The sequence below is a fragment of the Pseudodesulfovibrio sp. JC047 genome (genome assembly GCF_010468615.1).
In the GTDB taxonomy this organism is placed as follows: domain Bacteria; phylum Desulfobacterota; class Desulfovibrionia; order Desulfovibrionales; family Desulfovibrionaceae; genus Pseudodesulfovibrio.
The window spans coordinates 1-25,508 of record NZ_WUEH01000020.1 but is presented as its reverse complement, the minus strand read 5'-3'; the positions used below and the strand labels follow the sequence as shown (position 1 = coordinate 25,508).

Annotated in this window: 25 protein-coding genes and 1 tRNA gene; 16 read left to right on the top strand and 10 right to left on the bottom strand. The window is 51.8% G+C overall.

From position 1 onward, the window contains the following. Positions 1–65 precede the first annotated feature (65 nt). Positions 66–1,229: an ATP-grasp domain-containing protein gene (locus tag GO013_RS12810; protein ID WP_163811717.1), complete on the bottom strand. Its 1,164-nt coding sequence runs from the start codon at positions 1,227–1,229 to the stop codon at positions 66–68. Continuing rightward, entirely contained in the window at positions 1,230–2,609 is a 1,380-nt protein-coding gene (locus GO013_RS12805) for a sigma-54 dependent transcriptional regulator (protein ID WP_163811715.1), read from the bottom strand. A gap of 122 nt (positions 2,610–2,731) precedes the next feature. Between GO013_RS12805 and GO013_RS12800 the strand changes: the two genes are divergently transcribed. From GO013_RS12800 to GO013_RS12790, 4 genes are read left to right on the top strand one after another with little or no spacing between them, the layout of a single operon-like run. Next, the gene (locus GO013_RS12800; protein ID WP_163811713.1) at positions 2,732–3,313 is read left to right on the top strand and encodes a 5-formyltetrahydrofolate cyclo-ligase; all 582 of its coding nucleotides are present in this window, start codon (positions 2,732–2,734) and stop codon (positions 3,311–3,313) included. Next, positions 3,301–4,068, top strand: coding sequence for a polyphenol oxidase family protein (locus GO013_RS12795; protein WP_163811711.1), 768 nt, complete (start codon positions 3,301–3,303; stop codon positions 4,066–4,068). Before GO013_RS12800 ends, GO013_RS12795 begins: the two co-directional genes overlap by 13 nt. A gap of 3 nt (positions 4,069–4,071) precedes the next feature. Next, positions 4,072–4,248, top strand: coding sequence for a hypothetical protein (locus tag GO013_RS17030; RefSeq protein WP_203529594.1), 177 nt, complete (start codon positions 4,072–4,074; stop codon positions 4,246–4,248). A 4-nt stretch (positions 4,249–4,252) separates the two neighbouring features. Continuing rightward, on the top strand, positions 4,253–5,611 hold the full coding sequence (locus GO013_RS12790; RefSeq protein WP_163811710.1) for a B12-binding domain-containing radical SAM protein: 1,359 nt from the start codon (positions 4,253–4,255) through the stop codon (positions 5,609–5,611). Between the two features lie 145 nt (positions 5,612–5,756). On the opposite strand, the gene GO013_RS12785 is transcribed toward GO013_RS12790, so the two are convergent. Continuing rightward, positions 5,757–7,259: a GGDEF domain-containing protein gene (locus tag GO013_RS12785; protein WP_163811708.1), complete on the bottom strand. Its 1,503-nt coding sequence runs from the start codon at positions 7,257–7,259 to the stop codon at positions 5,757–5,759. Between the two features lie 254 nt (positions 7,260–7,513). On the opposite strand from GO013_RS12785, the gene GO013_RS12780 reads away from it, so the two are divergent. From GO013_RS12780 to GO013_RS12760, 5 genes are all read left to right on the top strand, one after another. Further along, positions 7,514–9,136 (top strand): glycosyltransferase family 4 protein, encoded by a 1,623-nt coding sequence (locus GO013_RS12780; RefSeq protein ID WP_163811706.1) that lies wholly within the window; start codon positions 7,514–7,516, stop codon positions 9,134–9,136. Between the two features lie 144 nt (positions 9,137–9,280). Then, positions 9,281–9,715 carry a 4Fe-4S binding protein gene (locus GO013_RS12775; RefSeq protein WP_163811704.1) on the top strand — a complete coding sequence of 145 codons (435 nt, stop codon included), beginning with the start codon at positions 9,281–9,283 and terminating at the stop codon, positions 9,713–9,715. After that, positions 9,708–11,462 carry an aldehyde ferredoxin oxidoreductase C-terminal domain-containing protein gene (locus tag GO013_RS12770; RefSeq protein WP_163811702.1) on the top strand — a complete coding sequence of 585 codons (1,755 nt, stop codon included), beginning with the start codon at positions 9,708–9,710 and terminating at the stop codon, positions 11,460–11,462. The genes GO013_RS12775 and GO013_RS12770 overlap by 8 nt, the downstream gene beginning before the upstream one ends. Positions 11,463–11,535: 73 nt before the next feature. After that, positions 11,536–11,611, top strand: a tRNA-Phe gene (locus GO013_RS12765). 322 nt (positions 11,612–11,933) lie between these two features. Next, positions 11,934–13,093, top strand: a protein-coding gene (locus GO013_RS12760) for an IS3 family transposase (protein ID WP_239057861.1) whose coding sequence is annotated in 2 segments (ribosomal slippage) — positions 11,934–12,203 and positions 12,206–13,093 — 1,158 coding nt in all. Because the reading frame shifts where the segments join, the coding sequence is not laid out codon by codon here. Between the two features lie 332 nt (positions 13,094–13,425). Here the strand turns inward: GO013_RS12760 and GO013_RS12755 are convergent. After that, on the bottom strand, positions 13,426–14,355 hold the full coding sequence (locus tag GO013_RS12755) for a putative phage abortive infection protein (RefSeq protein WP_163811701.1): 930 nt from the start codon (positions 14,353–14,355) through the stop codon (positions 13,426–13,428). A gap of 159 nt (positions 14,356–14,514) precedes the next feature. Between GO013_RS12755 and GO013_RS12750 the strand changes: the two genes are divergently transcribed. Continuing rightward, complete coding sequence (locus GO013_RS12750) at positions 14,515–15,015, top strand: ImmA/IrrE family metallo-endopeptidase (protein ID WP_163811699.1); 501 nt, start codon at positions 14,515–14,517, stop codon at positions 15,013–15,015. Positions 15,016–15,214: 199 nt separating this feature from the next. Beyond that, positions 15,215–15,493 carry a hypothetical protein gene (locus GO013_RS12745; protein ID WP_163811697.1) on the top strand — a complete coding sequence of 93 codons (279 nt, stop codon included), beginning with the start codon at positions 15,215–15,217 and terminating at the stop codon, positions 15,491–15,493. On the opposite strand, the gene GO013_RS12740 is transcribed toward GO013_RS12745, so the two are convergent. Continuing rightward, positions 15,490–17,295: an N-acetylmuramoyl-L-alanine amidase gene (locus tag GO013_RS12740; RefSeq protein ID WP_163811695.1), complete on the bottom strand. Its 1,806-nt coding sequence runs from the start codon at positions 17,293–17,295 to the stop codon at positions 15,490–15,492. The genes GO013_RS12745 and GO013_RS12740 overlap by 4 nt on opposite strands. Positions 17,296–17,577: 282 nt before the next feature. On the opposite strand from GO013_RS12740, the gene GO013_RS12735 reads away from it, so the two are divergent. Further along, a complete protein-coding gene (locus GO013_RS12735; RefSeq protein WP_163811693.1) occupies positions 17,578–18,054 on the top strand; it encodes a chemotaxis protein CheD in 477 nt (158 codons plus the stop codon). Between the two features lie 62 nt (positions 18,055–18,116). Here GO013_RS12735 and GO013_RS12730 read toward each other — a convergent pair whose 3' ends face one another. The 3 genes from GO013_RS12730 to GO013_RS12720 are packed head-to-tail and all read right to left on the bottom strand — an operon-like array spanning position 18,117 to position 20,574. Continuing rightward, entirely contained in the window at positions 18,117–18,776 is a 660-nt protein-coding gene (locus tag GO013_RS12730) for a peptidylprolyl isomerase (RefSeq protein WP_163811691.1), read from the bottom strand. 53 nt (positions 18,777–18,829) lie between these two features. Then, entirely contained in the window at positions 18,830–19,696 is an 867-nt protein-coding gene (aroE, locus tag GO013_RS12725) for a shikimate dehydrogenase (protein WP_343219569.1), read from the bottom strand. Then, positions 19,642–20,574 (bottom strand): ACP S-malonyltransferase, encoded by a 933-nt coding sequence (locus tag GO013_RS12720; RefSeq protein WP_163811689.1) that lies wholly within the window; start codon positions 20,572–20,574, stop codon positions 19,642–19,644. The genes aroE and GO013_RS12720 overlap by 55 nt, the downstream gene beginning before the upstream one ends. Positions 20,575–20,745: 171 nt before the next feature. Between GO013_RS12720 and GO013_RS12715 the strand changes: the two genes are divergently transcribed. The 3 genes from GO013_RS12715 (at position 20,746) to GO013_RS12705 (ending at position 22,000) form a co-directional block, all read left to right on the top strand. Beyond that, the gene (locus GO013_RS12715) at positions 20,746–20,940 is read left to right on the top strand and encodes a hypothetical protein (protein WP_163811687.1); all 195 of its coding nucleotides are present in this window, start codon (positions 20,746–20,748) and stop codon (positions 20,938–20,940) included. 319 nt (positions 20,941–21,259) lie between these two features. Then, a complete protein-coding gene (locus GO013_RS12710; RefSeq protein WP_163811685.1) occupies positions 21,260–21,685 on the top strand; it encodes an HIT domain-containing protein in 426 nt (141 codons plus the stop codon). 30 nt (positions 21,686–21,715) lie between these two features. Beyond that, positions 21,716–22,000 (top strand): integration host factor subunit alpha, encoded by a 285-nt coding sequence (locus GO013_RS12705; RefSeq protein ID WP_163811683.1) that lies wholly within the window; start codon positions 21,716–21,718, stop codon positions 21,998–22,000. Between the two features lie 53 nt (positions 22,001–22,053). Here GO013_RS12705 and GO013_RS12700 read toward each other — a convergent pair whose 3' ends face one another. Beyond that, the gene (locus GO013_RS12700; protein ID WP_239057860.1) at positions 22,054–22,731 is read right to left on the bottom strand and encodes an SPOR domain-containing protein; all 678 of its coding nucleotides are present in this window, start codon (positions 22,729–22,731) and stop codon (positions 22,054–22,056) included. A gap of 271 nt (positions 22,732–23,002) precedes the next feature. Between GO013_RS12700 and GO013_RS12690 the strand changes: the two genes are divergently transcribed. Next, positions 23,003–24,364 carry a protein kinase gene (locus GO013_RS12690; protein WP_163811676.1) on the top strand — a complete coding sequence of 454 codons (1,362 nt, stop codon included), beginning with the start codon at positions 23,003–23,005 and terminating at the stop codon, positions 24,362–24,364. Between the two features lie 377 nt (positions 24,365–24,741). Here GO013_RS12690 and GO013_RS12680 read toward each other — a convergent pair whose 3' ends face one another. Continuing rightward, the gene (locus GO013_RS12680; RefSeq protein WP_163811672.1) at positions 24,742–25,041 is read right to left on the bottom strand and encodes a transposase; all 300 of its coding nucleotides are present in this window, start codon (positions 25,039–25,041) and stop codon (positions 24,742–24,744) included. Positions 25,042–25,508 lie beyond the last annotated feature (467 nt).

The window sequence follows — 25,508 nt, the reverse complement described above, 5'->3', positions numbered from 1 at the left end:
ACACAAAACGAAGTGCCTCCTTTCCAAACAGCGTGGCCGAACGCTTTCCAATCGGGAGATTCCGCCTATTTCATGACCACGAATCGGCTGAAGTCACTGGCAATGGCGGTCTTCAATTCCGCGAGTTCTGTTTCGTTCATCTGAGCAAAAACAAAGGCAAAGACCGGATATGCCCGGTAATCGATTTTTCGCACTTCAAGGACGGTCGGGAAAAGGTCGCAAAATCCGTCGTAATCAATGGACACGACACGGTCCCGATCCGCACCCGGTACGAAATCGCCGATGACCATGGCGGTGACACGATCTTCCTGCCCATCCAAGATGGCATCCCAATCCGGACGCAATGACTTGAAATAGCACGCGTAAGGATTGAAACCCCAGGCGTGAGACGTGATATCCGCCACACACCATCCTGCGAACCGGAGCGGATTGGCCTCAATGGGAATGATATCTCCGTCGGCAGTCACGCGGACTTCGATATGCGTGGCGAAATTGCGAAAATCACAGGCGTGTCCCACGGCGGACACATACTCGGAAAACGGGAGCAGCCATGTTTTCATGATGGCGGTGGACGTGTAGTACAGCCGATCCGAAACGTCGTCTTCGGAAATGAAATGGTGATGCAGGATGTTGGTAATCACGGCGTCACCCTGCTCGTCATAAAAGACGTCAATGGCGTATTCCGTTCCATCAATGCACTGTTCCACGATGAACTCGGCGGAGTTGACCACGTCTTCGGGATATTCGGCGTTCATGGCCGCCCGTTCCTCGTGGATGGCGGCCACGACATCGGGCCAATCGTCCGGGGTGGCAACCACATGCACGCCAAGACTGAAAAATCCCCGTGCCGGTTTGACCACAAACGGACACGGCATGGACGAAAGATCAAACGATTCGAGATCCTCGAAGGGAACTCGCATGAATCGATAGTGGGGGTGCAGGTCGGCCACGGTCTCGCGGAACAGGGCCTTGTCCTTGCAGATATCGATCTGCCGGGCCAGATCGGACTCGCCACCACAACGAATGACATGCTCAAGCGCATTCTCCGAGTTGGTCAGCACCTTTTCCCCGGCTTCAAGGCGGGACGTAAATGTCGCAATATCCATGAAATCCAGCCCGGTGTCGCCGACAAGCCTCCGAGCTTCTGGGGTGTCCAAAACCGACTGACCGAGTTCGCTGACCGCTTTTTTCAGGAAATCGGAAACATAGGGAGCGTCGAGAAGAAACATTTATTTCGCTTTGCCGGACAGGCTGTATTTCTTGAGTTTATATTGAAGATTCGACTTGGACAGACCGAGCATTTTAGCGGCCTTGACCTGGACAAAATCGGTTCTGACCAAAGCGCGTTTGACCAACGCCCCTTCGATCTTGTCCATGGTGTCCGCCAGATTCAATTTGGTCGGCAACAGATCGACAGCGGATTTGAACTGGGCTTCCTCATCCTTGATTTCTGGCGGCAAATCGTCGGCATGAATGGTGTCCGTGCGAGCCAGCACCGTGCATCGTTCAACCACGTTTTCGAGCTGACGGACATTGCCGGGCCATTCGTAGGCGGAGAGGTAATCCATGGCTCCGGCGGAAAAGCCATTGATCTCCACCGAATTTTCCTTGTTGTATTTTTCCAGAAAATGCGCAGCCAGCAAGGGAATGTCTTCACGCCGTTCCCGCAGCGGCGGAATGAACAGAGACACCACATTGAGCCGATAGAATAAATCTTCCCGAAATTCGCCTTTGGACACCGCTTCCTGCAAATTCTTGTTGGTCGCGGCCACGATGCGGATATCCACATCAATGGTTTCCGTGCCGCCCACCCGTTCTATCTGATGCTCCTGAAGCACGCGCAACAGTTTGACCTGAAGTTCCGGGGTCAGTTCACCGATTTCATCGAGAAATAGGGTGCCCTTGTTGGCCTGTTCAAAACGGCCTTTGCGCATGGCCATGGCTCCGGTAAAGGACCCCTTTTCATGGCCGAACAATTCGGATTCAAGCACCCCGGGATTAAGAGCCATGCAGTTGACCGTGACAAAAGGGGCTTCCCGACGCGGTGACGAAGTATGAATGGACCGGGCAATCAGCTCTTTACCCGTGCCGGATTCTCCCAGAATGAGCACCGTAGACTTGGACGGCGCAGCACGATCCACCATATCCATGACCTGCTGCATTCCCTTGCCACGCGCAATGATGTTGTCCTTGGAGTATCGGTCCCTGATTTCCCGTTTCAACCGGATATTTTCCTGTTGCGTGGCCGCGAATTGTTTGGCCTTGGAAATGGACAGCAACAGTTCTTCGTTGGCAAAGGGCTTGGTAATGTAATCGAATGCACCGATCCGCATGGCCTCGACCGCAGCTTCGATGGACCCGAAAGCGGTCATGATGAGCACCGGAATATGCGGGTACTTCTTTTTGCACTGTTCCAACACGTCCTGCCCCGTCAAACCGGGCATTTTCATGTCGGTCAGGATGATGTCCACCTCGGAATCTTCGAGATAGGCCAGCCCCATTTCGGGGTCGGACAGGGTGGTGACCGTGTATCCCTCGTCTTCAAGGATGGTTTCCAGAATGAGCAGATAATTTTTTTCGTCGTCGAGAACCAGTATGTTTGCAGCCATCGTTACCCCGCGCAATCAGTTGTATTGATACCGTTGGCCACGATACAACAAGATGCACCGAAACCCAAGCGGGGATATTCTCCGCGCTGGATTGTCCGTAGCGTGCGTGGTAGGCTCACGCCATGACGGATATGGACAAACAGCAATTGCGAACCGCCCTGCGAAAACGACGCGCTGCACTCTCCCCTTCCTGGGGCCAGAATCGCAGCCACGCCGCCGGAGAACATGTCCGTTCTCTGGATATATGGCACTCGGCCAAAGAGGTTCTGCTGTACTGGCCGGTTCGGGAAGAATTGGATGTCCGGCCGCTAGTCAAAGAATTGTGGGATCGGTCATGCCGGGTCCTCATGCCCCGATGTCGCCCGGACGAATACGGCCATATGGACATTGCCTGCGCCTCATGCGAGGACGACCTGATTCCGGGCGCATTTTCCATTCTTGAACCGGACGCCAAGCGATGCCCGCCCGTGGCCTCGTGTACGCCGGATCTCGCCATCATACCGGCAGTCTGTTTTGACCGGCACGGATACCGACTCGGATATGGCGGCGGCTACTACGATCGGCTGCTTGCCGGTGATGCCATGCGAGACACCGTAAAAGTCGGGGTGGGATACGCTTTTCAATTGATCGATGCCCTGCCGGTTCAGCCATGGGACATCCCCGTTGACATAATCTGTACTGATGAGGAAATATGGCGGCCATAGCGTTTTTTCCCTACCAATTCTATGACATTCCAGGCGTTGCCTGCGCGTTCACGTCCCGGCGGGGCGGGGTCTCCGAACCACCGCACGACTCTGCGAACCTGTCCTATGACGTCAACGACGACCCAACAGCGGTCCGCACCAATCGACAGGCTCTCTTCGACCGTCTGGGCCTCTCCGGCTGGTGCGAATTGAACCAGATTCATGGAGATGTCATCCATTTCGACCCTGATTCCACGCCTCCTGATGTCCATGCCTCGCTGGACGGCGACGGCGTCACGACCTCGACACCGGGTGTGGGACTGGTCATCAAGACCGCTGACTGCCAACCCATTCTACTGGCCCACCGTTCCGGAAAATACATTGCCGGACTCCATGCCGGATGGCGTGGAAACAGAATGAATTTCCCCGGTTCCGGAGTCCGTCGGTTCTGCGACCACTACGGACTGGTTCCCAAGGATGTTTTTGCCGTGCGCGGCCCGTCCCTTGGGCCTGATGCCGCCGAATTCGTCAATTTCGATACGGATTTCGGCCCGGAATTCACTCGCTATTTCACCCCGGGAAACAAGACGGTCGATCTGTGGCGTATGACCCGCGATCAATTGATAGACGCGGGCGTGCCTGAATCACAGATTTTCGGGATGAATCTCTGTACCATGGGGCTGGACGACACCTTTTTTTCCTATCGCAAAACAAACACCACCCCGAACCGGGATACCGGCAGACAGGCGGGGATTATCTGGATACGCGGAGAGTAATGTATGGGCCTGTTCATGAAACTCATCATCGTCCTCGGCTTGATTTTTCTCATCCTCAGCCAGTTCACCAAGTCCAAATCCGAACGGGCCTACCGGCGTGACAAATGGACCAACATACTGTTGATCCTGGTTATTCTCATGCTCGGATTATCTATTCTTTCCAATTTCCTGACACGGTGACGCTGTGGCCCTTCCCGAATTCCCTCACATTTCCTGGACCGAAGGAAACGGTCCCCGCATTCTCGGCATCAATCCATGGATTCACGATTTCGCGGCCTTTAATGTCTGGTCCCGGCCCGTCGGGCTGCTCGCCTGTCTGGACATGGTTCGCAGTGCCGGAGCCTCCGTGGCCCTGATGGACTGCCTGTCTCCTTCATGGAATGATGTGCATTGGCCAAAACCCGGCAAATACGGCACCGGCCATTATCCAAAGGAAACCATTCCGCTCCCGGACAACCTCTCGTTCATGGAACGTCGATTCTCCCGATATGGCCTGCCGCACGAACAGGTTCACGAAGCACTGGCCGCACTCGACCCCCGGCCCGATGCCGTGCTCGTCTCATCCATCATGACCTATTGGTATCCGGGCGCGTTGGACGTCCTGACCATGGCCGCCGAGCTGTGGCCCGATGTTCCCCGTTTTATTGGCGGTGGATACGCCACCCTGTGTTCGGAACACGCCACGGTCCATGCCGACGCCTCTATCCAACAAGGACCACTGGAACGACCAGACAACTGGGCGGCCTTTTGGAAATTGATTGGTTTTGACACACCGCAAATACCTGATAATGCAGGACTTTCATTAGCTCTCGACTTGTACGAGAACCCTCGATACTCCATCATCCTCGGTTCACGGGGCTGCCCTTTTTCATGTGAATATTGTGCCAGCCATGCGCTCTACCCCCAATTCTGTCAGGGATCACCTGAAGCGATCATGCGCTCCATCCAATCGGAATACGACCGGGGTGTCCGCGATTTCTCTTTTTATGACGATGCGTTATTGGTCAATCCAAAGAAATGGCTCTGGCCGGTGTTGGACGGAATCATTGAAAAGACTCCGGGATTGCGACTGCATACGCCCAACGCCATGCACATCCGCCGATTGACGCCCGAGGTCTGCCAACGGCTCAAGGCAGCGGGATTGCACACGGTCAGACTGGGGCTGGAAACCACGGATTTCGACCATCGTAACGACGTGAAGCTCACCCGGGAAGAATGGGAAGCCGGTGCGCGGAATCTGCTGGATGCGGGATTCGACCTCGACGATATCGGGGTCTATATCCTGTTTGGCCTGCCGAATCAGGACTATGACAATGTGGCTCAGGCCGTGGCCCATGTTCGAGCCTATGGATTCCGACCACATCTGGCGCAATATACCCCGATTCCCGGTTCACCCATGTTTGAAACCGCCTGCGCCGCCAGCCCCTATCCGTTGGCCGAAGACCCGCTGTTCCAGAACAATTCCATTTGGCCCTGTGTGCCCGGAGGGTTCAGTTGGGAAGCATCTCGAAAATGGAAAATGATCCTTCAAGGGAAACGATGACCAAAACCATCGTCTGACCGACCGATCTCGCTCTTTTCAAAGAGGCCGCCACCGGAAAAACGACGTATACACACTCTTTCATCCCCTAAAAAAACAAAAAGCCCCTGCGTCCAAATGGAAACAGGGGCTGTGAATTCGATGTGTCTTATTGCATGGCCGAACGATCTCTATCGGTAGTCTTCTGTCCCGAAACCACAACCATGTTTCGACCGTTATTTTTCGCCTGATACAGGGCCTTGTCCGCCTTGATGACGAGGTCGTCATTGGTGGTCAATGCGCCGCCTTCCACCGAGGCCACGCCAATGGACGCGGTGATGGTAAAATCATGGCCGTCAAAATGGAAATTGCACGCTTCAATGATTGACCGGACGCGTTCCGCCAATTTCCAGGCCGCTTCTTCCGAAGTGTGCGGCAGGAGCACCACGAATTCTTCCCCGCCATAGCGTGCGGCAAGGTCCGTGGTCCGAAATGAGGTGGTCAGGATATCCCCGATCTTCTGCAACACCAAATCACCGGCCTTGTGTCCGTAAGAGTCATTGATCTGTTTGAAATGATCGAGATCCACCATCAGCAGCGACAAATCGTGATTGTACCGGCGGCGGCGTTTGATCTCATACACCAACCGCTCTTCAAAGGTATGCCGATTGAACAATCGGGTGAGACCGTCGTGGTCGGCACGGCGTTGCACTTCCTTGAATGTCAAAGCGTTGCGCAGAGCCAAACCGATGTGGTTGACAGCAGATCGGAATGTTTCCACCTGATCCTTGCCCAGCCGATAGCCGGGTTCGCACAGGAGGGAAAGACAGCCAAAGGTCTCGTGACCGGCGGTGAGCGGCATGGTGACCAACTTGCCCTGAGTGGGCGTCAATGCGTACTCGGGCCGCCGGGCGGAATCCGTGTGAAAAATGTTGAATCCGTTCACCGGGCCACTGCCCATGAAATTGGCGGACCCCATGATGTTTTCAACCCATTCGGACTCTGTTTCCGGTGGCATTGCACCGTTGAGAAAAATTTCGACATCAGCCACATCGGAATTGGGCTGATGATTCCAGAACGCGGCGTGCAACATCTTGATAGGCAGCACCAGACCGAGCGTGTCCTTGGCATTGGCGAGGATGGTGGAGGCATCCAGACTTTCGGTCGCCGAGGCAAGCACCTTGTTCAGAAACATCAGCTGATCGGTCTTTCTGGCCAACAATTCCCGTTCAAGCAGAATCTCTTCCGTCATTCGGTAAATATCCGAATACATGGACGTCACTTCCTTGGCACGAAACAACACATCCTGAATCTTGGGCCGGGTCAACGGCATACTGACCACCGTGAGAAACCCTTCGGCCAGCACCTTGTCCATTTCCAACGGCGTATCCTGCTCGTTTTGGATCAGAATCCGTTGTGTGGTGTCCTGATCACGGTATTCGGCTTTTTTGTATTCAGGGAAATCACTCCACACCGACCAGGGAATCCAGGCCGCCGTGGGCTTTTCTTCCCGAAAAATATCCTTTTCCAAAGGCAGGGCATCTGTGGGGAAATTCTGAATATGAAATCCAGGCCCGACGCCCTCTTCTATCTGATGAACAAGGGTGTCATCGAGTCCCAAACCCCACATGAGTTCAGGGCTTCTTTTCTGCTTGATGGATTGTCTTGGCATGTCTCCACGTCTCCTTGAATGTCAAAACCTTGACGAGCTTTCCTCTCGCACAAGGAGTTGAGCAAGATCGGGGCCAAAGAGTGATAATCGAGTGCAATAAGACATCTTGCCGTTGTATAATGTTGACAATCCCTTGAATTCATATGTGAAAAATGAATACCAATTTCTTTTTTAGCCCGCTCGAAAGGCGGAAAAAAGTGCCCTGTCCGGGGGAAGTCATTGACAAAAGCAGCGGGAACGGTTTTGACCAGAGTATGCTGAAAAAACACCGTATATGGGGCACGCTCGATCCCTTTTTCGAGACCGGCCCAATTCTGGGACGAATGGTGGCCAACGCGACCTTTCTTCAGGCACTGCTCACGGCAGACCCCTTTGATGAATATCACTTCTTCCTGTCCGGAAAGAACGAACAGGAACAACTGGAAAAGACCCTGCTCACGGTCGCTCCCACACTGCTTCAAACCGGACGAATCACACTTTTGCTCCGCCGGGATCTGCCGACCATGCTGGCACAGACACACTATCACTGTTTCCATGTGTCCGACTGCATCGTGAGCCAGCCATTCCTGACCCGAATGCGTAATCGGTACAGTGCCGAAATTTTCCCGATCACCGGCCTGACCCATTCCTTGAGTTATGCCCATTTCGGAACCGCGTTTCTGCACCATCTGTGGCCCGGCACCACACGTCGTGACAGCATCATCTGTACATCCAGAGCCGGGCAGGAAGTGGTCAAAAACTATTTTTCATGGCTTCGGGATGGATTCGGACTGACCCCGACCAGTCATCCGGGTCCCCGACTTGCCCGTATTCCACTGGCCGTGGACGCCGAAGCATTGACACCCGGCCCGCCCCGGGACGCCACCCCTGTCAGAATCCTGGTCTTCGGACGGATTTCCCACCATTCCAAAATGGATATCGTCCCGCTCATCCGGGCCGTCCACCGATTGATACAGGACGGACTGAATCCGCAGGATGTGGAGATTGTCCTGGCGGGATGGGTTGACGACAAGGAAGACATCGGCACCATGCTCACAAAGTTGGCTGCCAATGCCGGGATTGCCCTGCGCCTCCATGTGCGACCGGATGACGAAGAAAAAATCACGCTTTTCCAGTCAGCGGACATTTTCGTTTCCATTGCCGACAACCCGCAGGAAACGTTCGGCATCACGCTGGTAGAGGCCGGAGCCTTTGGCCTGCCCGTCGTGGCCTCGGCCTATGATGGATACACGGATATCGTGAAGCATGGCGAAACCGGACTGCTCGTCCCAACCATCGGTCCCGCAGCCACCCCAGATGTGGACCTCGAAGCCCCATTGACCTTTGACAGCGACTATCACCTGCGGCTGGCCCAACGCACGGCGGTGTCCATCCCGGCCTTGGCCGAAGCGCTCAAGGAGCTGATCGCATCCCGCGAAAAACGGCAAGCCATGGGGCACGCCGCACGCGTTCGAATCGAACACCATTTTTCCTGGCCATCCGCCATCGCCCGCTATGTCAAATTGTGGGACACGCTATGGGACGAGCCGGTGGACGCCGCCCCGCTGCGGAACATCAAGCATCCGTTGGCCCCGGAATTTGGTCATTTATTTGGCCATTATACCAGTGAAACCCTGAATGACGACACCGTACTCCAAGCGGGACGTACCGGAGAAGCGTATTACCATGGACGCGATTTTCCGAATATCTATGCGGGACTGGGGACATCCATTGACATGGAAATCATCAAGAAACTCGTTTTTTTTGCAAGAAAGCCGGTTGACACTCACTCCCTGATACGCAAGGCTTTACATGTTGCGCCCCATGTCGATGAAATTCAGTTGAAAAATCATATCCTGTGGGCGCTCAAGCAGGATATTCTTGAACACTCAGATTAAGACCTTTTTCTTTTTCCCGTTGAGGGCACGGAAAGCAGGCCGTTGAAAAAGCACGGCATAACGTGGACAAAGAAAGGGGACAGGCCGTGTTCTGGATGGGGTGGAACTCCCCCCCTCCCCTGACACTGCCGGAGGCAATTTCGTATGAAAGCACTTAGAGCTGTACGGATGGAGCGGTGTATCGGCTGCCATTCGTGTTCATTGGCCTGTGCGAGACAGGTCCATAAATTCCTTTCATGGAACAAGGCGGGCATCCGTATTTCCTCGTCCGGCGGGTTGTCCACGGGGTTTGAAGCCCGCGTATGTCTGGCCTGTAGTCCGGCTCCGTGCGCTGCGGCCTGTCCCACCGGGGCACTGTCCCAACGCAAGGGTGGCGGTGTCATCCAGAAAAAGAACCTGTGCATCCGATGTGGCGAATGCGCCAAAGCCTGCCCCGTGGACGCCATTTTTCTGGACCACGAAGTGAATCCGTATGTCTGCATCCACTGTGGTCAGTGCGTCGCGTTCTGTCCGCATGATTGTCTCGAAATGGTTGAATTGCCGGAAAAAGAATCCATCGAGGGAGGAAGCAATGATTAGAGACTTCTTCCGAGTCATGATGGTGAACCTGACCACCGGCAAGACCCAAATCATCGAACGCCCCGGACGGGGTGAATATCTGGGTGGAACGGGTCTGGCGGCCAAGTTGTTCGAGGAATTCGGCCATGTGGACCGCCACTGGGACGACCCGGAACAGCCCGTGATCTTCGCCATTGGCCCGCTGACCGGATATTTCCCGCTCATGAGCAAAACGTGCTGCGCGTTTCGCTCTCCCTATCATAATGAATATACCGAAAGTTACGCGGGCGGGAAATCCGCTCTGTCGCTCCGGTTCGCCGATCTCGACGCACTCGTCATCACGGGCAAGGCCAAACGGTTGACCGCCCTGTGTGTGGGGTCCCGCAGAGTTGAAACCCGGGATGTGGAATACATGCGCGGTTTTGACGCCATCGCCACGGGCCGCGTGCTGAGAAAAATCTTCCCCGGTGCCGGGCGTCGGTCCATCATGCGCATCGGCCCGGCTGGTGAAAATCTGTCAGCCTATGCCTGTATCAACGTGGATACCTATCGCCACTTCGGCCGCATGGGCGGCGGCACAGCCATGGGCGTCAAAAACCTGAAGGCCATATGCCTTCTCGGCGACAGAGGATTTGCCCTGCCCGAAGGCAAGCAGTATCCCAAATTATACAAACACATCTATCAGCAACTCACCACCACGGAAATGATGGCCAAATACCATGGCGTCGGAACTGCGGTGAATGTCAGTCCGCTGAGCGAATTGAAGAGTCTGCCGTGGAAGAACCTTCAGCAGACATCCAGCCCGTTGGCCAAAAACATTTCCGGCGAGACCTTTGCGGACGACACTCTGTTGCGCAACGCGGCCTGTGCCGGCTGCCCGGTGGGCTGCATCCATGTGGGCTTTGTCCGGGAACAATTCCAGACAAACAACCAATACCTGTATCGACAAGTCGGCTATGATTTCGAACCGATTTTTGCCTGCGGTTCCATGATCGAGGTGACAGACGCCAGCGACGTCCTGCGCATTCTGGATGTCATCGAGAAGGAAGGATTGGACTGCATGTCCACAGGCGTGGCCCTGGCCTGGGCCACCGAGGCGCTGGAACGGGGCGTCATCAGCGAGAAGGAGACCGAACTCCCACTCCGCTGGGGTGATGCCGAAACCTACATGCAAGCCGTTGAGAAACTGGGACGGCCAACCAACGAGTTTTATCGGTTGCTTGCGTCCGGGACCATGAAATGCGCCAAGGTCTTTGGCGGCGAGGATTTCGCCTGCGTTCTGGGTCAGGAAATGGCCGGGTATGCCACTGGCGAAGTTTTCTTCGTGTCCGAGGCGCTGGGCTTCCGTCATGCCCATCTGGATTCCGGAGGGTATTCATGGGACCAGAAGCATGAAGAACAGGACGTTCAGGGCGCGCTCGACTTTCTGGTCAACGACGCACGCGACCGCATCGTGCTCAACTGCATGGTCGGCTGCCTGTTCTCCCGAGGGGTGTACAAGGACGAATTGCTGGCCGAAGCCATGGAATCAGTCGGATACGGCGAACTGCACGGCAGCATCCCCGAAATAGGCGACCGAGTGCAACGCCTCCGCTGGCGGCTGCGGCTCCAAATGGGCTACCGGCCTGACAAGGTCAAAATTCCCAAGCGGTATACAGAAATCACGACCTGGAAGGGTCCACTGGATACAGACTATCTGGAGGCATTACGCTCCGGATTTGCCGCCAGAATTCTTGAAATGGGAGCGCCTTTGGAGAACAAACAATAAAAAAAACGGCTTTTTGTAAAAAACCACTTGCCAAGCTCCGCTCATTTGGGTAAATCCCATTTCTCGACAGCGTGCTCGGGTAGCTCAGTCGGTAGAGCAGGGGACTGAAAATCCCCGTGTCGGCAGTTCAATTCTGTCCCCGAGCACCACGCGAAATCAAGCCCTTACGAAGTTTTCTTCGTAAGGGCTTTTTCGTTGTTGAGCGATTTGTCCCCATTCTGTCCCCACTTGATCAATTTTGCCATTACGAAAAATACAACACAGATGAGACCGGCCAAACTGACCAATCTTATAATGACTATGTAAAAAGGGAAAACGCAGGCACCTCATTGCGCTCAAAAAATATGTCAACTTTGCTATTCGAAGTCATAGTACCCCGACAAAGTTAGAGACTTGTATTTAGGAGAGGTGGCCCCAGAAAACTGGACCACTTGCTTAGGTGGACAGATAGTAGCCGAAGGAGGCTCGATCATGTCCAAGAGAAGACGTTTTTCTGCAGAGTTCAAAGCCCGTGTCGCACTTGATGCATTGTCCGGTGAACACACGATTTCAGAGCTGGCCAGCAAACATGGCGTTCATCCCAACCAGATCTCCACGTGGAAGAAACAAGCTAAGGAAGGGATCGTCGAATCCTTTTTCGGCAAGACCAAGAATACCCCACAAAACAACGAAGCGCAGATCAAGGACCTTCATGCAAAGATCGGCCAGTTGACTGTGGAGAAGGATTTTTTGCAGCAAGCCTTTGCCAAAATATGAGCTGCGGGCGAAGGCGCAAAATCGTCGACAGCGGACATCCTAGTCTCAGCATTCGACGGCAGTGCAAAGTTCTGCAATTGCAACGATCAACATATTACTACCAGCCTATCGGCGAGTCTCCGCTCAATCTGGAGTTGATGCGGATAATCGATGAGCTGTTCATGGAACTGCCGTTTTTCGGATCAAGACAGATGCGGAATATACTGCGAGATACGGGGTATCCTGTTGGTCGAGAGCGGGTGAGGAGGTTGATGCGAAAGATGGGGTTGATGGCTGTTTATCAAAAACCTCGAACGAGCCAGCCTCATCCTGGGCATAAGGTTTATCCATATTTGCTTCGGGATCTGCCGATCACAAAGCCAAATCAAGTTTGGTGCACGGACATTACGTATATCCCCATGAAACGTGGGTTCCTGTACCTCGTGGCGGTCATGGACTGGCACAGTCGTGCAGTTCTCTCTTGGCGATTGTCGAATACGATGGATACGGATTTCTGTGTAGCGGCTTTGGAAGAGGCCATAAATCGCTATGGCGAGCCAGAGATATTCAATACCGACCAAGGCTCACAGTTTACCAGTTATGAATTCACGAAGACTCTCAGGGATGCTGGCATACGCATTTCAATGGACGGCCGTGGCCGGTGGAGGGATAACGTCATGATCGAACGGTTGTGGCGTTCCTTGAAATATGAATGCGTATATTTGCATGAATTAAGCACAGGAAGTGAACTGCGTGAGGCATTGGCCTGGTGGTTTGATTTTTATAATAATCGTCGGCCTCATTTCACTTTTGACGGAATGAAGCCGATGGATGTATATCAAAGTTCCAAGCCAGAGGGGGGCCCCCCTCTGGCTTGGAACCAAAAGGCGGCGTAACCCGTAAACTTGTCCACCTTAAATTCGCTGCTCAGTGGTCCGAAGAACCGAGGCCACCTCTAGGAGCCACTCAATGTGCTTTTAAAAACGTCTAAAGACAACATTTCACTTGCTCCATCCGCTATCCTCCCTTTCTTGACTCAAAAGGTTCTGAAATCACTTTCCCATCATGACCAACGTAGACACAAATAGCAATTTGTCCCAAAAGGCTATCCCCCATAACCACGAGAACGTCTTTTACTTCTCACACAAGAAAAATTATGCTCTTATCTTTCATAAATCAAAAATTTGGGCCACGAAATCTTTAAAATAAAGAAGGGGCGTAGCGTAGCTCATTCAAATTGAGGGATGAAGCATTCTTTAAAATTTGTAACGCATTTTTCCCAAACATTCTTTTTCCATGATTGGTAATATTTTTTATTCATACGTCTCCAAAAATGCCAGAAAGCCTTATCAGAATAGCGTCCTGCATCATGACCATCGAATAGTAATCGTTGATTTAAATTATGAAGAAGGCAGTACCGTTCAATGAGATGCTGAAATTTCGAAGTATTTTTAAAAACTTTTTTGTCATTTGACATGAGGGTATTATAGTAAATTAAAGCATATTCATAATTATCAAACTGTGCTCTAAGAATACCTATATACAACTTCTTCTTTCTGGAATTTGGAGCCATTTTATCGACGTATTTGACAGTATGATATAGATGTCTAAAATATTTCCCCAAAGAGTTCTCCAAGCACTCTTCTAAAGTTTTATGGCAAAGCTTAAACCTTTCGCGACCTTCCCATTCAATCACACCGTAATCATTTCTTAAATCATCAATTCGTGCACCAATGATATATTCAGATTTACTGTTCGGTTGAAATATTCCTCCAGAGAAGTCCGGACACTTTACCCTTGTGTATATTTCTTTCAAAAGCATGTAGGAATCATAAAAGACATCGATCCCTCGCGTTTCCTTTTTTCCAATGTGCACAGTAAGGCTTTCTTTATTGCTTTTGTAAATATTGAGTAAATTCATGAAATTACTTTCAAATTGTTGACTTCTGAATTGTCGAATTTGAACAATTATTGCATAAATAGCGCCCCCCGAAGCAAATGCAGCAAAAAGAGCACTTACTGGGGCGAAGGTGTTTTCCCAACAACCTTCTCCAAACAGATTGTCAATAACCCACCAGTGTTTATGGAATAAATGGCCGCCCAAAAACCATACGACGAGAAGGACAACTGTCATTAAAAGTAGTCTAAGAATGCGCATGAAAATGTACTCACGATTTTTAAATACAATTTTGATTGCAAATAATTGGTTAGTTGTTACATTATAGGCAATCAATAATAAAGAACTTGTCAGTTAAAAAAAGTTGTGTAATCAACGGCTCAAGCGCAATATTATTTATTTTGAAATTGGGAGGGGAAAATGCCACGACTCAAAAAGGGTGAATACCCCAAAAGTGCGGTTGCTCATTTAGCTCGTGAGAAACGCGACATATTTTTTAAACCGGGAGATACGCCCCAAGAAGCCTATGACCGCATGCTTCCGATTCTTGGTGGAAAAATTACAACGGTCTTTGGTGATGACCGTGAGGAGACTTTGCGAGTTGCTGCCAAGAAGGACTTTGAAATCTACCTTCCTTTTTCTACTTCTGGCGCAAGAAATAATTTTACAATTGCTCATGAACTTGGTCACTATTTCCTTCATACGGATTTTGAAGGAGATCAAGAGCTATTGCTCAATCGTCGTGGCAGCAATCGTAGGGAATGGGAAGCAAATTGGTTTGCCGCTGAATTTTTGATGCCTGAAGATGAGTTTCGTCGATCTGCTGTTGAATGCGAAAAGAACGAAATGCGCCTTGCGTTAAAGTTCGGCGTTTCCCCTGCAGCGGCAAATGTGAGAATGAGTGCGTTAAATATTGATTAAATTTTAGAACCAAAGTATTAATAATAGAAAGCTCCTTTGTTTGGGGCTTTTTTGTTTTGCAGCACAGGATAGTTCAGCATCCTGTATATTTTCCCGTTTCGCTAAGAAATTTAGCCTAGGCAATAGTCAGCTTATCAACTCCGTGTTTTAAAAAATACGAGCTTCACACTTTAGCAAGATTTGCGTCCTGACTCTAACGATGAAGCAATACGCATCAGCAAAAGATAAAACCGTCACACGGCCCATAAAGCAAGGCATGGCCGCTGCTATATTTCTTCGGAAGCCAAGCAAAAAGCACGTCGCCGTAAAGGCAAAACCTTTGAAACAATGCCAAATGACTCCCCACCGCGTAGCGCGCAACGCTCAATACCCAAAGGGAAACCTGGCCTTTTTCTTTTCCTCCTTCTTCAATCAAAAAAAACAAAAGAGGCCTCCGGCAAAACCGGAGGCCTCAAATATTTTTTCTCACACGATCTAGAGAGAAGCGTATCGCTCGATCTTCCCCTTGTAGGCCAATATCCCTTCAACAATACCGTTGGCGAGATGGTCGAGGTACTTGTCAGAACGAAGCCGCTTGGCTTCCGTCTTGTTCGTGATATATCCCAACTCCACAAGCACGGAAGGCATTTTTGCCCCCATGAGGACATAAAATGGTGCCTCGCGAGTCCCCATGTTCTTCAAACTATATTTCTTGCGAACACGACGAATCGTGCTGGACTGCACATCTGAAGCCAAATCCCGCGACTCCTTGATCTTCGAATTCACCATCAAATCCGTCAAGATAAACTGAAGATCAGAAATGGATCGAGGGTCAACCGCGTTCTCTCGAGCCGCGATTCGGACTGCGTCCTTGGACTTCGCAAGGTTCAAACTGTACGTCTCCAGCCCGTGAATGTTTCGACTCCGATTGGCATTGCAGTGAATCGACAGAAACAAATCGGCCTTCTTCACATTCGCCATGGCTGTCCGCTTCTCCAACGCGATGAACACATCCGTGGTCCGCGTATATGAAACATTGAAACCCTTGGCCTTGAGCTTTCTCCCAAGCAACTTCGCAAAGCGAAGATTGATGTCCTTCTCCCGCAATCCGTTGGCGACGGCTCCGGGGTCTTTGCCTCCGTGACCGGGATCGATCATGATCGTCTTGACCGTCAGACCGAGCTGTTCAAGCAAATCGCCAGCCATTTTCTTGCTGCCACTCGGTGGGCGATATTTGGAATTGGCGGTCGTTTTTCGGGACACCTTTTTCGAAGCGGCTTTCTGGGCTGCACGTGTTTTCTCATCCGGCGCATACACGTCAATCACGATACGATATGGATTCTGAAGCGGAAAGATCTTGTATTCCTGCAAATCCAGGAAATCCAGAACCACTCGGGTCGTATCCTTGTTGTACTGCCCGGTGCGAATGGATCGGAGAATGCCATCGGAAACCGTTGTGGACGCGGTCACGTCATGACCCAATCTGGAATTGTTGATATCAACATACAAACGATGTGGCCGATTCACGTCCGGGTTTGGCTGGAGCACTTGATATCGATATTTGGCCTGCGCATCCAACTCTAACACCACACGAGTATACTCATCGCTGGATGTATACCGGACAACATCGAGATGCGCCGTGCCGGTCGGATCCTTGGGCCTGATATTCGTCACCTTGGCTGTCGTTTTTCGTGTCGAGGTCTTCGTTCTGGAACTCGCTACCGCGTGACTGGATGTGCTCTTTTTGGAAACCGTGGCTATGGCCCAATCATATTTCCCCAGCTTCCTCAACGCGACCTTGGCCTTGGCCCGCATGTCAGCACGCGGATATTCCACAATGATTTTAGCCAAATCCAACCGGGCATTGGTGGTCTCCCGCAATCGTTTGGCATACACCCCGGCTCGGCGATACAGACAATCGTCCGCCCAGCCATGACGAGGATACCGTGCAAGCACCCGACCATAATAGTCCACAGCTCGACGAAAATCAGACTTCAGCCCGCTTTGGACACCGAGTTCTTCATGTACTCGACCGATGTAGTACAAGGCCTTGGGCGCATACGAACCGTTGGGATCGGCTCTGAGGCACCGAGCAAAGGATTTCTCCACCTTTTCCCAATTGGAACGATACTTCGCCCGCTTGCTGTTCTTGACAAGCGCATGAAAATCGGAATGCCCAACAATAAAATACGATTTGGCCGAGGCCGCAAAGCTGACACTCGAGCACACCGACATCATCACTGTAACAACGATTGCCAGAGTAAATAAATTTAAATATTTTGAAGATTTATGCAATTTCATTTTATGTCGTCCGGGGCTGAAAGAAAAAGACCTTCGAAAAAAGCAGCCTTGAAACAGGATATGCCATATCATACAGTATGGCAGTATTTTTCAGAAAAATCTAAAAAAAGTCCAGAAAAGAATATGATAAGCCGTCGGATTCGACCCAATCCAAAGAAAATTCAGAAAGGTCTGTCTCGAAAGACACGAGCCAGACCGGGACGCAACCGATCACATCACACGAGGGTGTCACTTTACTCTGTGCGCTGACCACCGTATACTTTACGGGGAGCACAGACCGCCATGAGTCTCAAAATCGTTGGTCTCTCGGACATGCAATTCTCGGTACACCCCGAGGATGTCCTGATTACCTATTCCCTCGGGTCCTGTATCGGGGTCTCTGCCTATGATCCGAGAACACGCATCGGCGGATTAATCCATTGCCTGCTCCCCGCGCCGGGAAACCATCAAAACAGCGAAACCAATCCTTTCAAATTCGTGACAACAGGTGTTCCTGCCATGGTCCGTAGCCTGGTACAGGCTGGAGCCAGTCAGCACCGTCTCATATACAAAGGAGCCGGTGGAGCCAATATTCGCAGCCAGTTTCATATTCCTATCGGCACCAGAAACGCCACGGCACTCAAAGGCGTGCTCGCGTATAACAAAACCCGCTTAACAGCCGAAGAATTCGGCGACGACATACCCCGAACCATGTCGCTGCATTTGGGCACGGGACGCGTGGTCATCCGTACCGATGGTCACGAGCACGACCTTGTCTGACGATTTCAACAAAAAAAGGCGATCCATTGCCGGATCGCCTTTGAAATCATCACCCGAAGCCCCTATTGAGGACGGTAGGCTTTTTTGAGAATAATCGGCTTTGCTGGCACGTCACTCATGCCGCCGGACCGACCCGTTTTCGCCTGATGTATCTTGACGACCACATCCATCCCCCTGATGACCTTGCCAAAAGCACAATAGCCCATGGTGGTGCTGCCAGTGAAACTTCCGGTCCCGATCTGTTTGGACGTTTGTTTATAATCCAGGACCGGGTTGTCCTCGACATTGAAAAAGAATTCGCTCGTGGCCGAATCAGGATTGTCGGTCCGTGCCATGGCAATGGTCCCTTTGGCGTTCAACAGCCCGGTGGCCGCTTCATTCACAATGGGAGCCATGGGCCGTTTCCGCTTGATGGGATACGTATAACCGCCACCCTGCACGATATTCATGGACCCATCCTGCTGCCCATCGGGAGACTTGCGCTGACGAATGACCCGATGGAAAATAGTCTTGTCATAAAATCCGGAGTCCACATATCTCAAAAAGTTGGCAACCGTTTTGGGCGCGTCCTTGGGATACAGCATCAAGATGATCCGGCCTTCAGACGTCTCCATGATAACCACTGGATTCGGTCCGGCATAGGCGTTGGAACCGCACACAACGGACACCACAAGAACCAGACACGCGGCAACAGCCACACACACCATTTTCATATTCTTCATTCTCTCACCTTTCGTTTCAAACGATCTGACAAAAGACACGTACCAAGAGAAAATCACCCTTTCAAGGCACCCAACAGATGACCTTTCGCACCGGCTGCATCCATGGACTGTCCAGTCCACAACGCAAATTGCGCCAAACCCTGCTGAACAAACATGTCCAGACCGGACACCGTGCGGCACCCGGCTTCACGGGCTTCACGAAGAAACCGTGTTTCCAACGGATTATATACAATGTCATAGGCCAACATATCCGACGAAAAGACCTGCGCATCCCATGGAGAACGAGCCTCTTCCGCACCGGACATGCCCAAAGGGGTCGTATTGCACACCAATTGCCATCCGGAATCCATACGGGATTCCCAGGCAACACAGTCAACGGCAAATGCGGCAGCCAAAGCCTCGGCCTTGGCCAAAGTCCGGTTGGTCACGGCAAGCCGAGTGACACCCAACTCCTTCAAACCGGCAAGAGCGGCTCTGGCCGCGCCTCCCGCGCCCAAAACCAACGCGGATGCAGGCACAAACGACAAAGCGTGCAACGGAGCGACAAAACCCGTGATATCGGTATTTTCACCGCAAAGGACATCCCCGTCCCAATACACGGTGTTCACGGCTCCAATGCGTGCGGCTCGATCTGAAATTCGGTCCAGAAACGGCATGACCGTCTGTTTATGCGGGATGGTCACGCTGAGACCGGCAACAGGCTGTGTTCGAACCCGTTCCATAAATGGTGCCAGCTCGTCCGGAGCAACGGGCCACGCCGTGTACCGGGCGTCCATGCCGAACTGTTCGAATCCCCAGGAATGCAGGGTCGGACTCATGGTATGCCCCAAAGGCCACCCGATGATGCCATAGCTGCCGTTCATGGTCATGCCGACAGCTCGCCAGCCTGTTCCAGAGAACCAACCTTCAGGCCGGACCATTTTTCATCCATGGACCCGAGATTGGCCTTCAGCATCTTGAACAGCACCCCCTTGGGACCAACTTCCACAAACTCGCGAATGCCGGTCGCCCACATGGCTTGCACGGTCTGAATCCACAACACGCTGGAGGTCATCTGATGTTGCATGGTAATCGAAATCTGCTCGGGATCAGGCTGGGGCAGTGCCGTGGCATTGTGATGAACCGGAAAAACAGGCGCATTCCAGGTCAACGTTTTGAGAAATGCGGCGAATTCGTCTGCGGCTTCCTGAATGAGCGGACTGTGAAAGGCCCCGGACACGGCCAGACGAATGGCACGTCCCTTGGCCGCCTTGACCAAAACATCTGCGGCATCCAGCGCTTCCTGCTCGCCACTGATGACGAACTGAGCCGGGGTATTGTAGTTGGCAACACGCAACTCCTTGCCGGTTTCCCGCACGACCGCATCCACAATCTCTTCCACCGTGGCCTGGGGGAGCTTGACCACAGCGGCCATGCCGTGCCCGACACCACCGGATTCGGCCATGAGCCGTCCACGCACCGTGACAGCCTTGATGCAGTCGGCCAGACTCAAGACACCCGCCGCACCGAGTGAGGCAAATTCACCCAAACTGTGCCCGGCTGTTGCGGCCGGAGCAATTTTCCCTTTCACGGCCAACCACAGCGACAGGTTGACCACAGTCAACGCGGGTTGCAAGGCCCGGGTATCGGCCATGTCTGCGGCCTCGCCATCCCAATATATTTCACGAAGAGGCAGACCGGATTCCTTTTCTGCCAATTTCCAGAGGTCGAGAACTGCGGCATCGCTTTCAGCGACATCGCGCCCCATCCCCTTTTCCTGAGAGCCTTGTCCCGGAAAAAGGACACCGATTTTGGTCATTGAATGCTCCTTGTATGCATGACGAGAGAGTGTCAGTCCCTTCACTTTTCAATCTGATTGATGGTCTGTGAGATATCGCGTCCGAGAATGGTGAGTCAAGCAGTCCTTTGCACGAGGTTGACATGAAAAAAACAAAACAGGTAAATCAAAAGCCATACCCGGAGAAACATTATGAATATACTTCTCATCGCTATAACCGTCACCGTGGGCGAAGCCGCGCTCGTCGGCGTCGGCGCGTCAGTCATTCAGAATTGTATCATCGGCGCAAAAAGTGTCGTCGGTGCCGGAGCTGTGGTTATAAATACTATTACGCCCGAAACAATCGCCACAGGCGTTCCTGCACGTTCAAAAAAAATACTTAAATAGTATGAAATAAAGCTCACCGGGCCACAATGCTTGAACTTTTTCTCACAAACTAGTATAACAATTTGAAATTAAAGGCTTTACAAAATCAAACAGGTATTTCAATGTGTTAAGAAGGTTTGCGCAACCATTTTCCAGAAGATTTCTAGACTTGGCGCGAGGCCTTGCTGTGCAAGGCTTTCCACAAAATTCGCGAACCGACTTGATTTAACTGAATTTCCCGGGTATAAAAGCGAGTAACTGTCAAAATTTCTCCGTCAAAAATGGGTATCACAGACCGTTGAAAGGTTTGGATTTCGGTCAGACGGAGGGGAGAATTTCAATGGCTCACGTGGATTCTGACTGTGTTTTTTGTCAAATTATCGCAGGTAAAATTCCCTGCGCAAAAGTGTTTGAATCGAAAACCTGTTTTGCTTTTCTGGATATCGCACCAGTGAACGCGGGACATGCGCTGGTACTGCCCAAAGGGCACTACCCCACGCTGATGGATATCCCCGCCGAACTGGGAAATGACCTGCTTCATGCGTTGTCGGTTGTGGGAAAGGCGATCATGGATGTCACCAAGGCCGACGGACTGAATCTCATGCAAAACAACTATGAGGCGGCCGGACAGTTGGTGAATCATGCACATTATCACCTTATTCCGAGATTTTCGGATGATGGACTGCGCCTGTGGGAGCAGACTTCGTATACAGACTCTGACGAGATGCAACGGCTCGCGACAAAAATCGCGGACCTCGTGAAGTAATTTCTGGAAACCTTTTTTTGGAGGCGATCAATGAGCACCCTCACCAAAGCTGGCATCGTGGATTACATCTACGAACGGACTGACAAGAATCGCGCCGAGATCAAGGATCTGGTTGAATCCATCCTTGACATCATGAAGACATCCATCAAGAAGGACCACGCTCTTCTTATCAGTGGATTCGGCAAATTTGAGGCATACGACAAGCGGGCACGCAAAGGTCGTAACCCTCAAACGACCCAGACGATTACGCTGCCTCCACGAAAGGTGGTTGTCTTCAGGCTGTCTCGCAAATTCCGCGCTGAACTGAATAGATAAGACAGATTCACACGGTTCGATACCCATCGAACCGTATGAATCCACTTTCGTTTCTATTCATCGGATGTTTTTTTGAAGACGAACCCTTCAGGATAGTCCGTCTTAAGTCTGGTCAGTGCTCCTTCGGCCGAAACCTCGTCCGGGAAAGCACCAGCCTGCACACGAAACAATCCTGTCTCCGTCTTGGACAAGACAGAGTCCTTGTACCCGTCCGAAAGGAGCCGGGCGAGGACTTTGTTTGCGTTCTCAAGATCCGTGAACGCGCCGACCTGGACATAATACTCGCCACCCTCAGCAGCAGGCGACATCACAACGTCTTCAGCCACGACCACATTCTCGATCACGACCACTTCTTTTTCCGGGTCGGTTCCGACAGTGGCCGGAGTTGCGCTTGTGCTGGTTTCGCTCTTCACTTCCTTGGAGACCGCCTTCTGCGCACTGTCACCAGCCGCTTGCGGCAGTGCTTCCTGTGGCAAAGGCTCTTCCGCCAAATCACTTTCGCCAACTTCTATCGGCTGCATCGTCGCGTCAGCCGGAGCATCGACGACATACGTCTCTTCAATGATCTCAGACTCTTTTTCCATCTGCTTCGGCTGAGTATCCACCGTGACCGTCGTCTGGCGGGCAGGCTGTCGAGCCGGAGGCGTTGAAGCGATGTGTTTGCGAAAGCACCCACTCAACAGCAACGCCGAGGCTGTCAAAGCAGCCAAAACCACAATACTTTTTTTCATTGGGATATGTCCCCTTTCTTTCGATCTCTCAGAAGGTTCATCAAGTCTAGAAATAATCTAAACCATACCTGAGTGCAACAGTGAATATGAAATCGAAAAAAGGAAATAAAACAGCGGTATTAAGCCCCATAAAACAAAATATTCCTCCACAATCCTTCCCCAAAGAGTTCTTTCACGCAGGCAATTTCCCTGCGCTTTCCCACTCCTTTTTCCCTCTAGTCCAAGACGCATACGGTAGACGACGGCAGGTCGGTTGGGCTACCGTACTTTCATGCACATCGGACGATATGAAATACGCGGACTTTTGGGACGAGGCGGCATGGGCGCGGTTTACAAAGCACTCATGCCGATCACGGGCCGAATCGTCGCGCTCAAGGTCTTGAAGCCCTCGGACATGCTCGAAGCCATCGTCGGTCCGGATGCTCTCACGGACATGTTTGCCAAGGAAGCGATCACCATGGCCCGCATCAGTCACCCGAATGTGGCGTCCATTCTGGATGTGGACATGGGCACCCCAACCGTCCCTCCCCATTTCACCATGGAATATTTTTGCGGCAATCTCGGTGTCCTCATGGGCGAAACCTATGAAGTCGAAAAGAACTCACGCCGACTCGGATTCACAGCCTCCCTGCACATTGCCCGCGCCATGCTTCAAGGGCTTGACCGGCTCCACTTCGAAGGCATCGTTCACCGGGACATCAAACCATTCAACGTCATGCTGGCCGAGGATCAAGATGGCCCCGGACGTGTCAAACTCATCGATTTCGGTCTGAGCAAATTACGCGGCGAAACACCCGCCGGTCACACGGGAATGGTCATCGGTTCACCCTATTACACCGCCCCTGAACAGGAAGCGGCACCGGAAACCGCCGATGCCCGATCCGATCTCTATTCCGTCGGCGTCACCCTCTATCGAATGCTCACCGGAGATCTTCCTTCCACGCCCTTTGACGCCGCGCTCCTTGCTGAAATGTATCCAGGATTCGACTCGCTCTGGGCATCTTTTTTTACCCAAGCCCTCGCCGCTGACCCCACTGATCGTTTTCCCGACGCCACCCGCATGATCCGCGCTCTTGACGCACTCGAATCAGCCTGGCTCGCCCACAAGGAAGCCATCTGTCTCGCAACGGATCTTCTCCTTGATCTCGATGCACCAGCCGCCCAACCGTCCCCCCGTCAGCAGCCCGTCAAAGTCTCCCTCAAAAAAGCGCAGGCCCTTTTCGATCTCGACACGCTCTGGCGACCCAATCAGTCCGCCCCCAACGATTTTCAGGATCTCGACAACCAGACCATCCTCAATCGCACCACCGGCCACATCTGGGAAAAGCACGGGACACGCTACCCGCTCACCTGGCAACACGCTCACGCCCATGTGCGTCGTCTGAATCACCACCAATTCGCCGGCCACTCCAATTGGAGGTTGCCAACCATCCCGGAATTACTCACCATTTTTTCTCCCCAAACAACGCCCGGTGAACGCTGTCTGCAACCACTTTTCGACCCACAAAAAGCCCGACTCTGGTCCGCCGATACCAAGGCATTCACCGCCGCATGGTATGCCGATGCCGAAATGGGATTCGTCTGGTGGCAAGACCTCACCTGCCGATTCTTCGTCAGAGCCGTCTGCCAATAAAACCACCCTACCCCTCGCCTTCAGCGTGACCAGGACGCTGTCCTGGACCTGCCAAAGAACCCTTTGAAAAGGGAACTACATCTTTGATTCCCTGACAATTTGAATTTTGTAAGACTCCATTTTCCCTTTTTATTTAGGCTGTTAAAGTTTCATACGTAAGTTGAATTCCGACGGCCTTGTCGAGAAGTGCATCCATACGATCATATGAATGCACAGAGCATGAGCCTTCATTGAGACGAAATGTAAATTCTTCAACATATTTTTAAAGATGTTTGACGCTAAAAGAGTGATATATTCCATAAAATCCGCGCTTGAGAACCGCCCATACGCTTTCAATTCCGTTAGTATGCGCCATCCCATCCACATAGACCTTGGCACTATGGTTGACTGAAAAATGTTCGTATTCTTCCATGCCACGAGAAGCGGGAAGTGTCTGTATGAAGAGTGGCTTGAGAGGCGACAATACCCCGTACAGCCGCACGAATCGCGCCTTTCTTGACGCTGGTCAAGACCTTGGCCTTTGTTTGTCCGGAGCGTTCTCGAAAACCAATAACTGCGGTTTTCCCTATGGTGCCTCGCCCAGCTTTGAGCTTTCTGCACTCATGTTTGTTGGTTTCCTTGCCGCCAATGTATGTTTCATCGGCTTCAACCATACCCCGTAAAAATTTACTACTCACTCCACCATCATTGTAATCATCGTCATCATTATCATTTCCGCATGCTGCACGAAGTCGCTACAACATATACCATGCTGATTTTTGTGTAATGCCTAATTCTTTTGACAATTGTACAGACGAAATATCTTTGCGGACAGTTACAAGAAGGTAAATAGCGTATAGCCATTTATGTAAAAGGATGTGAGAACGGGCAAAAACAGTAACAATACGAACGGTAAAATCTTTTTTGCATGCAAGGCCTTGATAAAATTCTTTTTCTTCCGGTTTTGTATGCGTTCTTTTTCACCACAATATGGACAAACAGGTTTATCTCTCCCTTTCCCCCAGTCGCCGAAGGCATACCTGTCCGGGGTTGGTCGGAGGACGCAAAAATACCATGTCGGCACTCCAAGGCTTAATCTGGTAACAATACCAGTAAAAGTGAAGCTCAAAGGAGGCCGACATGGCTAGGATTAAAATATCATCAG

What these genes read in the sequence shown, in the direction of transcription:
- GO013_RS12780 (WP_163811706.1), top strand. Translation starts at nt 7,514, where the DNA reads ATGCTGAAAAAACACCGTATATGGGGCACGCTCGATCCCTTTTTCGAG.
- aroE (WP_343219569.1), bottom strand. Translation starts at nt 19,696, where the DNA reads ATGGTCCGGCCTGAAGGTTGGTTCTCTGGAACAGGCTGGCGAGCTGTC.
- GO013_RS12745 (WP_163811697.1), top strand. Translation starts at nt 15,215, where the DNA reads ATGAAGCAATACGCATCAGCAAAAGATAAAACCGTCACACGGCCCATA.
- GO013_RS12710 (WP_163811685.1), top strand. Translation starts at nt 21,260, where the DNA reads ATGGCTCACGTGGATTCTGACTGTGTTTTTTGTCAAATTATCGCAGGT.
- GO013_RS12750 (WP_163811699.1), top strand. Translation starts at nt 14,515, where the DNA reads ATGCCACGACTCAAAAAGGGTGAATACCCCAAAAGTGCGGTTGCTCAT.
- GO013_RS12700 (WP_239057860.1), bottom strand. Translation starts at nt 22,731, where the DNA reads ATGAAAAAAAGTATTGTGGTTTTGGCTGCTTTGACAGCCTCGGCGTTG.
- GO013_RS12720 (WP_163811689.1), bottom strand. Translation starts at nt 20,574, where the DNA reads ATGACCAAAATCGGTGTCCTTTTTCCGGGACAAGGCTCTCAGGAAAAG.
- GO013_RS17030 (WP_203529594.1), top strand. Translation starts at nt 4,072, where the DNA reads ATGGGCCTGTTCATGAAACTCATCATCGTCCTCGGCTTGATTTTTCTC.
- GO013_RS12715 (WP_163811687.1), top strand. Translation starts at nt 20,746, where the DNA reads ATGAATATACTTCTCATCGCTATAACCGTCACCGTGGGCGAAGCCGCG.
- GO013_RS12770 (WP_163811702.1), top strand. Translation starts at nt 9,708, where the DNA reads ATGATTAGAGACTTCTTCCGAGTCATGATGGTGAACCTGACCACCGGC.
- GO013_RS12740 (WP_163811695.1), bottom strand. Translation starts at nt 17,295, where the DNA reads ATGAAATTGCATAAATCTTCAAAATATTTAAATTTATTTACTCTGGCA.
- GO013_RS12805 (WP_163811715.1), bottom strand. Translation starts at nt 2,609, where the DNA reads ATGGCTGCAAACATACTGGTTCTCGACGACGAAAAAAATTATCTGCTC.
- GO013_RS12735 (WP_163811693.1), top strand. Translation starts at nt 17,578, where the DNA reads ATGAGTCTCAAAATCGTTGGTCTCTCGGACATGCAATTCTCGGTACAC.
- GO013_RS12785 (WP_163811708.1), bottom strand. Translation starts at nt 7,259, where the DNA reads ATGCCAAGACAATCCATCAAGCAGAAAAGAAGCCCTGAACTCATGTGG.
- GO013_RS12755 (WP_163811701.1), bottom strand. Translation starts at nt 14,355, where the DNA reads ATGCGCATTCTTAGACTACTTTTAATGACAGTTGTCCTTCTCGTCGTA.
- GO013_RS12705 (WP_163811683.1), top strand. Translation starts at nt 21,716, where the DNA reads ATGAGCACCCTCACCAAAGCTGGCATCGTGGATTACATCTACGAACGG.
- GO013_RS12690 (WP_163811676.1), top strand. Translation starts at nt 23,003, where the DNA reads ATGCACATCGGACGATATGAAATACGCGGACTTTTGGGACGAGGCGGC.
- GO013_RS12800 (WP_163811713.1), top strand. Translation starts at nt 2,732, where the DNA reads ATGACGGATATGGACAAACAGCAATTGCGAACCGCCCTGCGAAAACGA.
- GO013_RS12810 (WP_163811717.1), bottom strand. Translation starts at nt 1,229, where the DNA reads ATGTTTCTTCTCGACGCTCCCTATGTTTCCGATTTCCTGAAAAAAGCG.
- GO013_RS12730 (WP_163811691.1), bottom strand. Translation starts at nt 18,776, where the DNA reads ATGAAGAATATGAAAATGGTGTGTGTGGCTGTTGCCGCGTGTCTGGTT.
- GO013_RS12775 (WP_163811704.1), top strand. Translation starts at nt 9,281, where the DNA reads ATGAAAGCACTTAGAGCTGTACGGATGGAGCGGTGTATCGGCTGCCAT.
- GO013_RS12795 (WP_163811711.1), top strand. Translation starts at nt 3,301, where the DNA reads ATGGCGGCCATAGCGTTTTTTCCCTACCAATTCTATGACATTCCAGGC.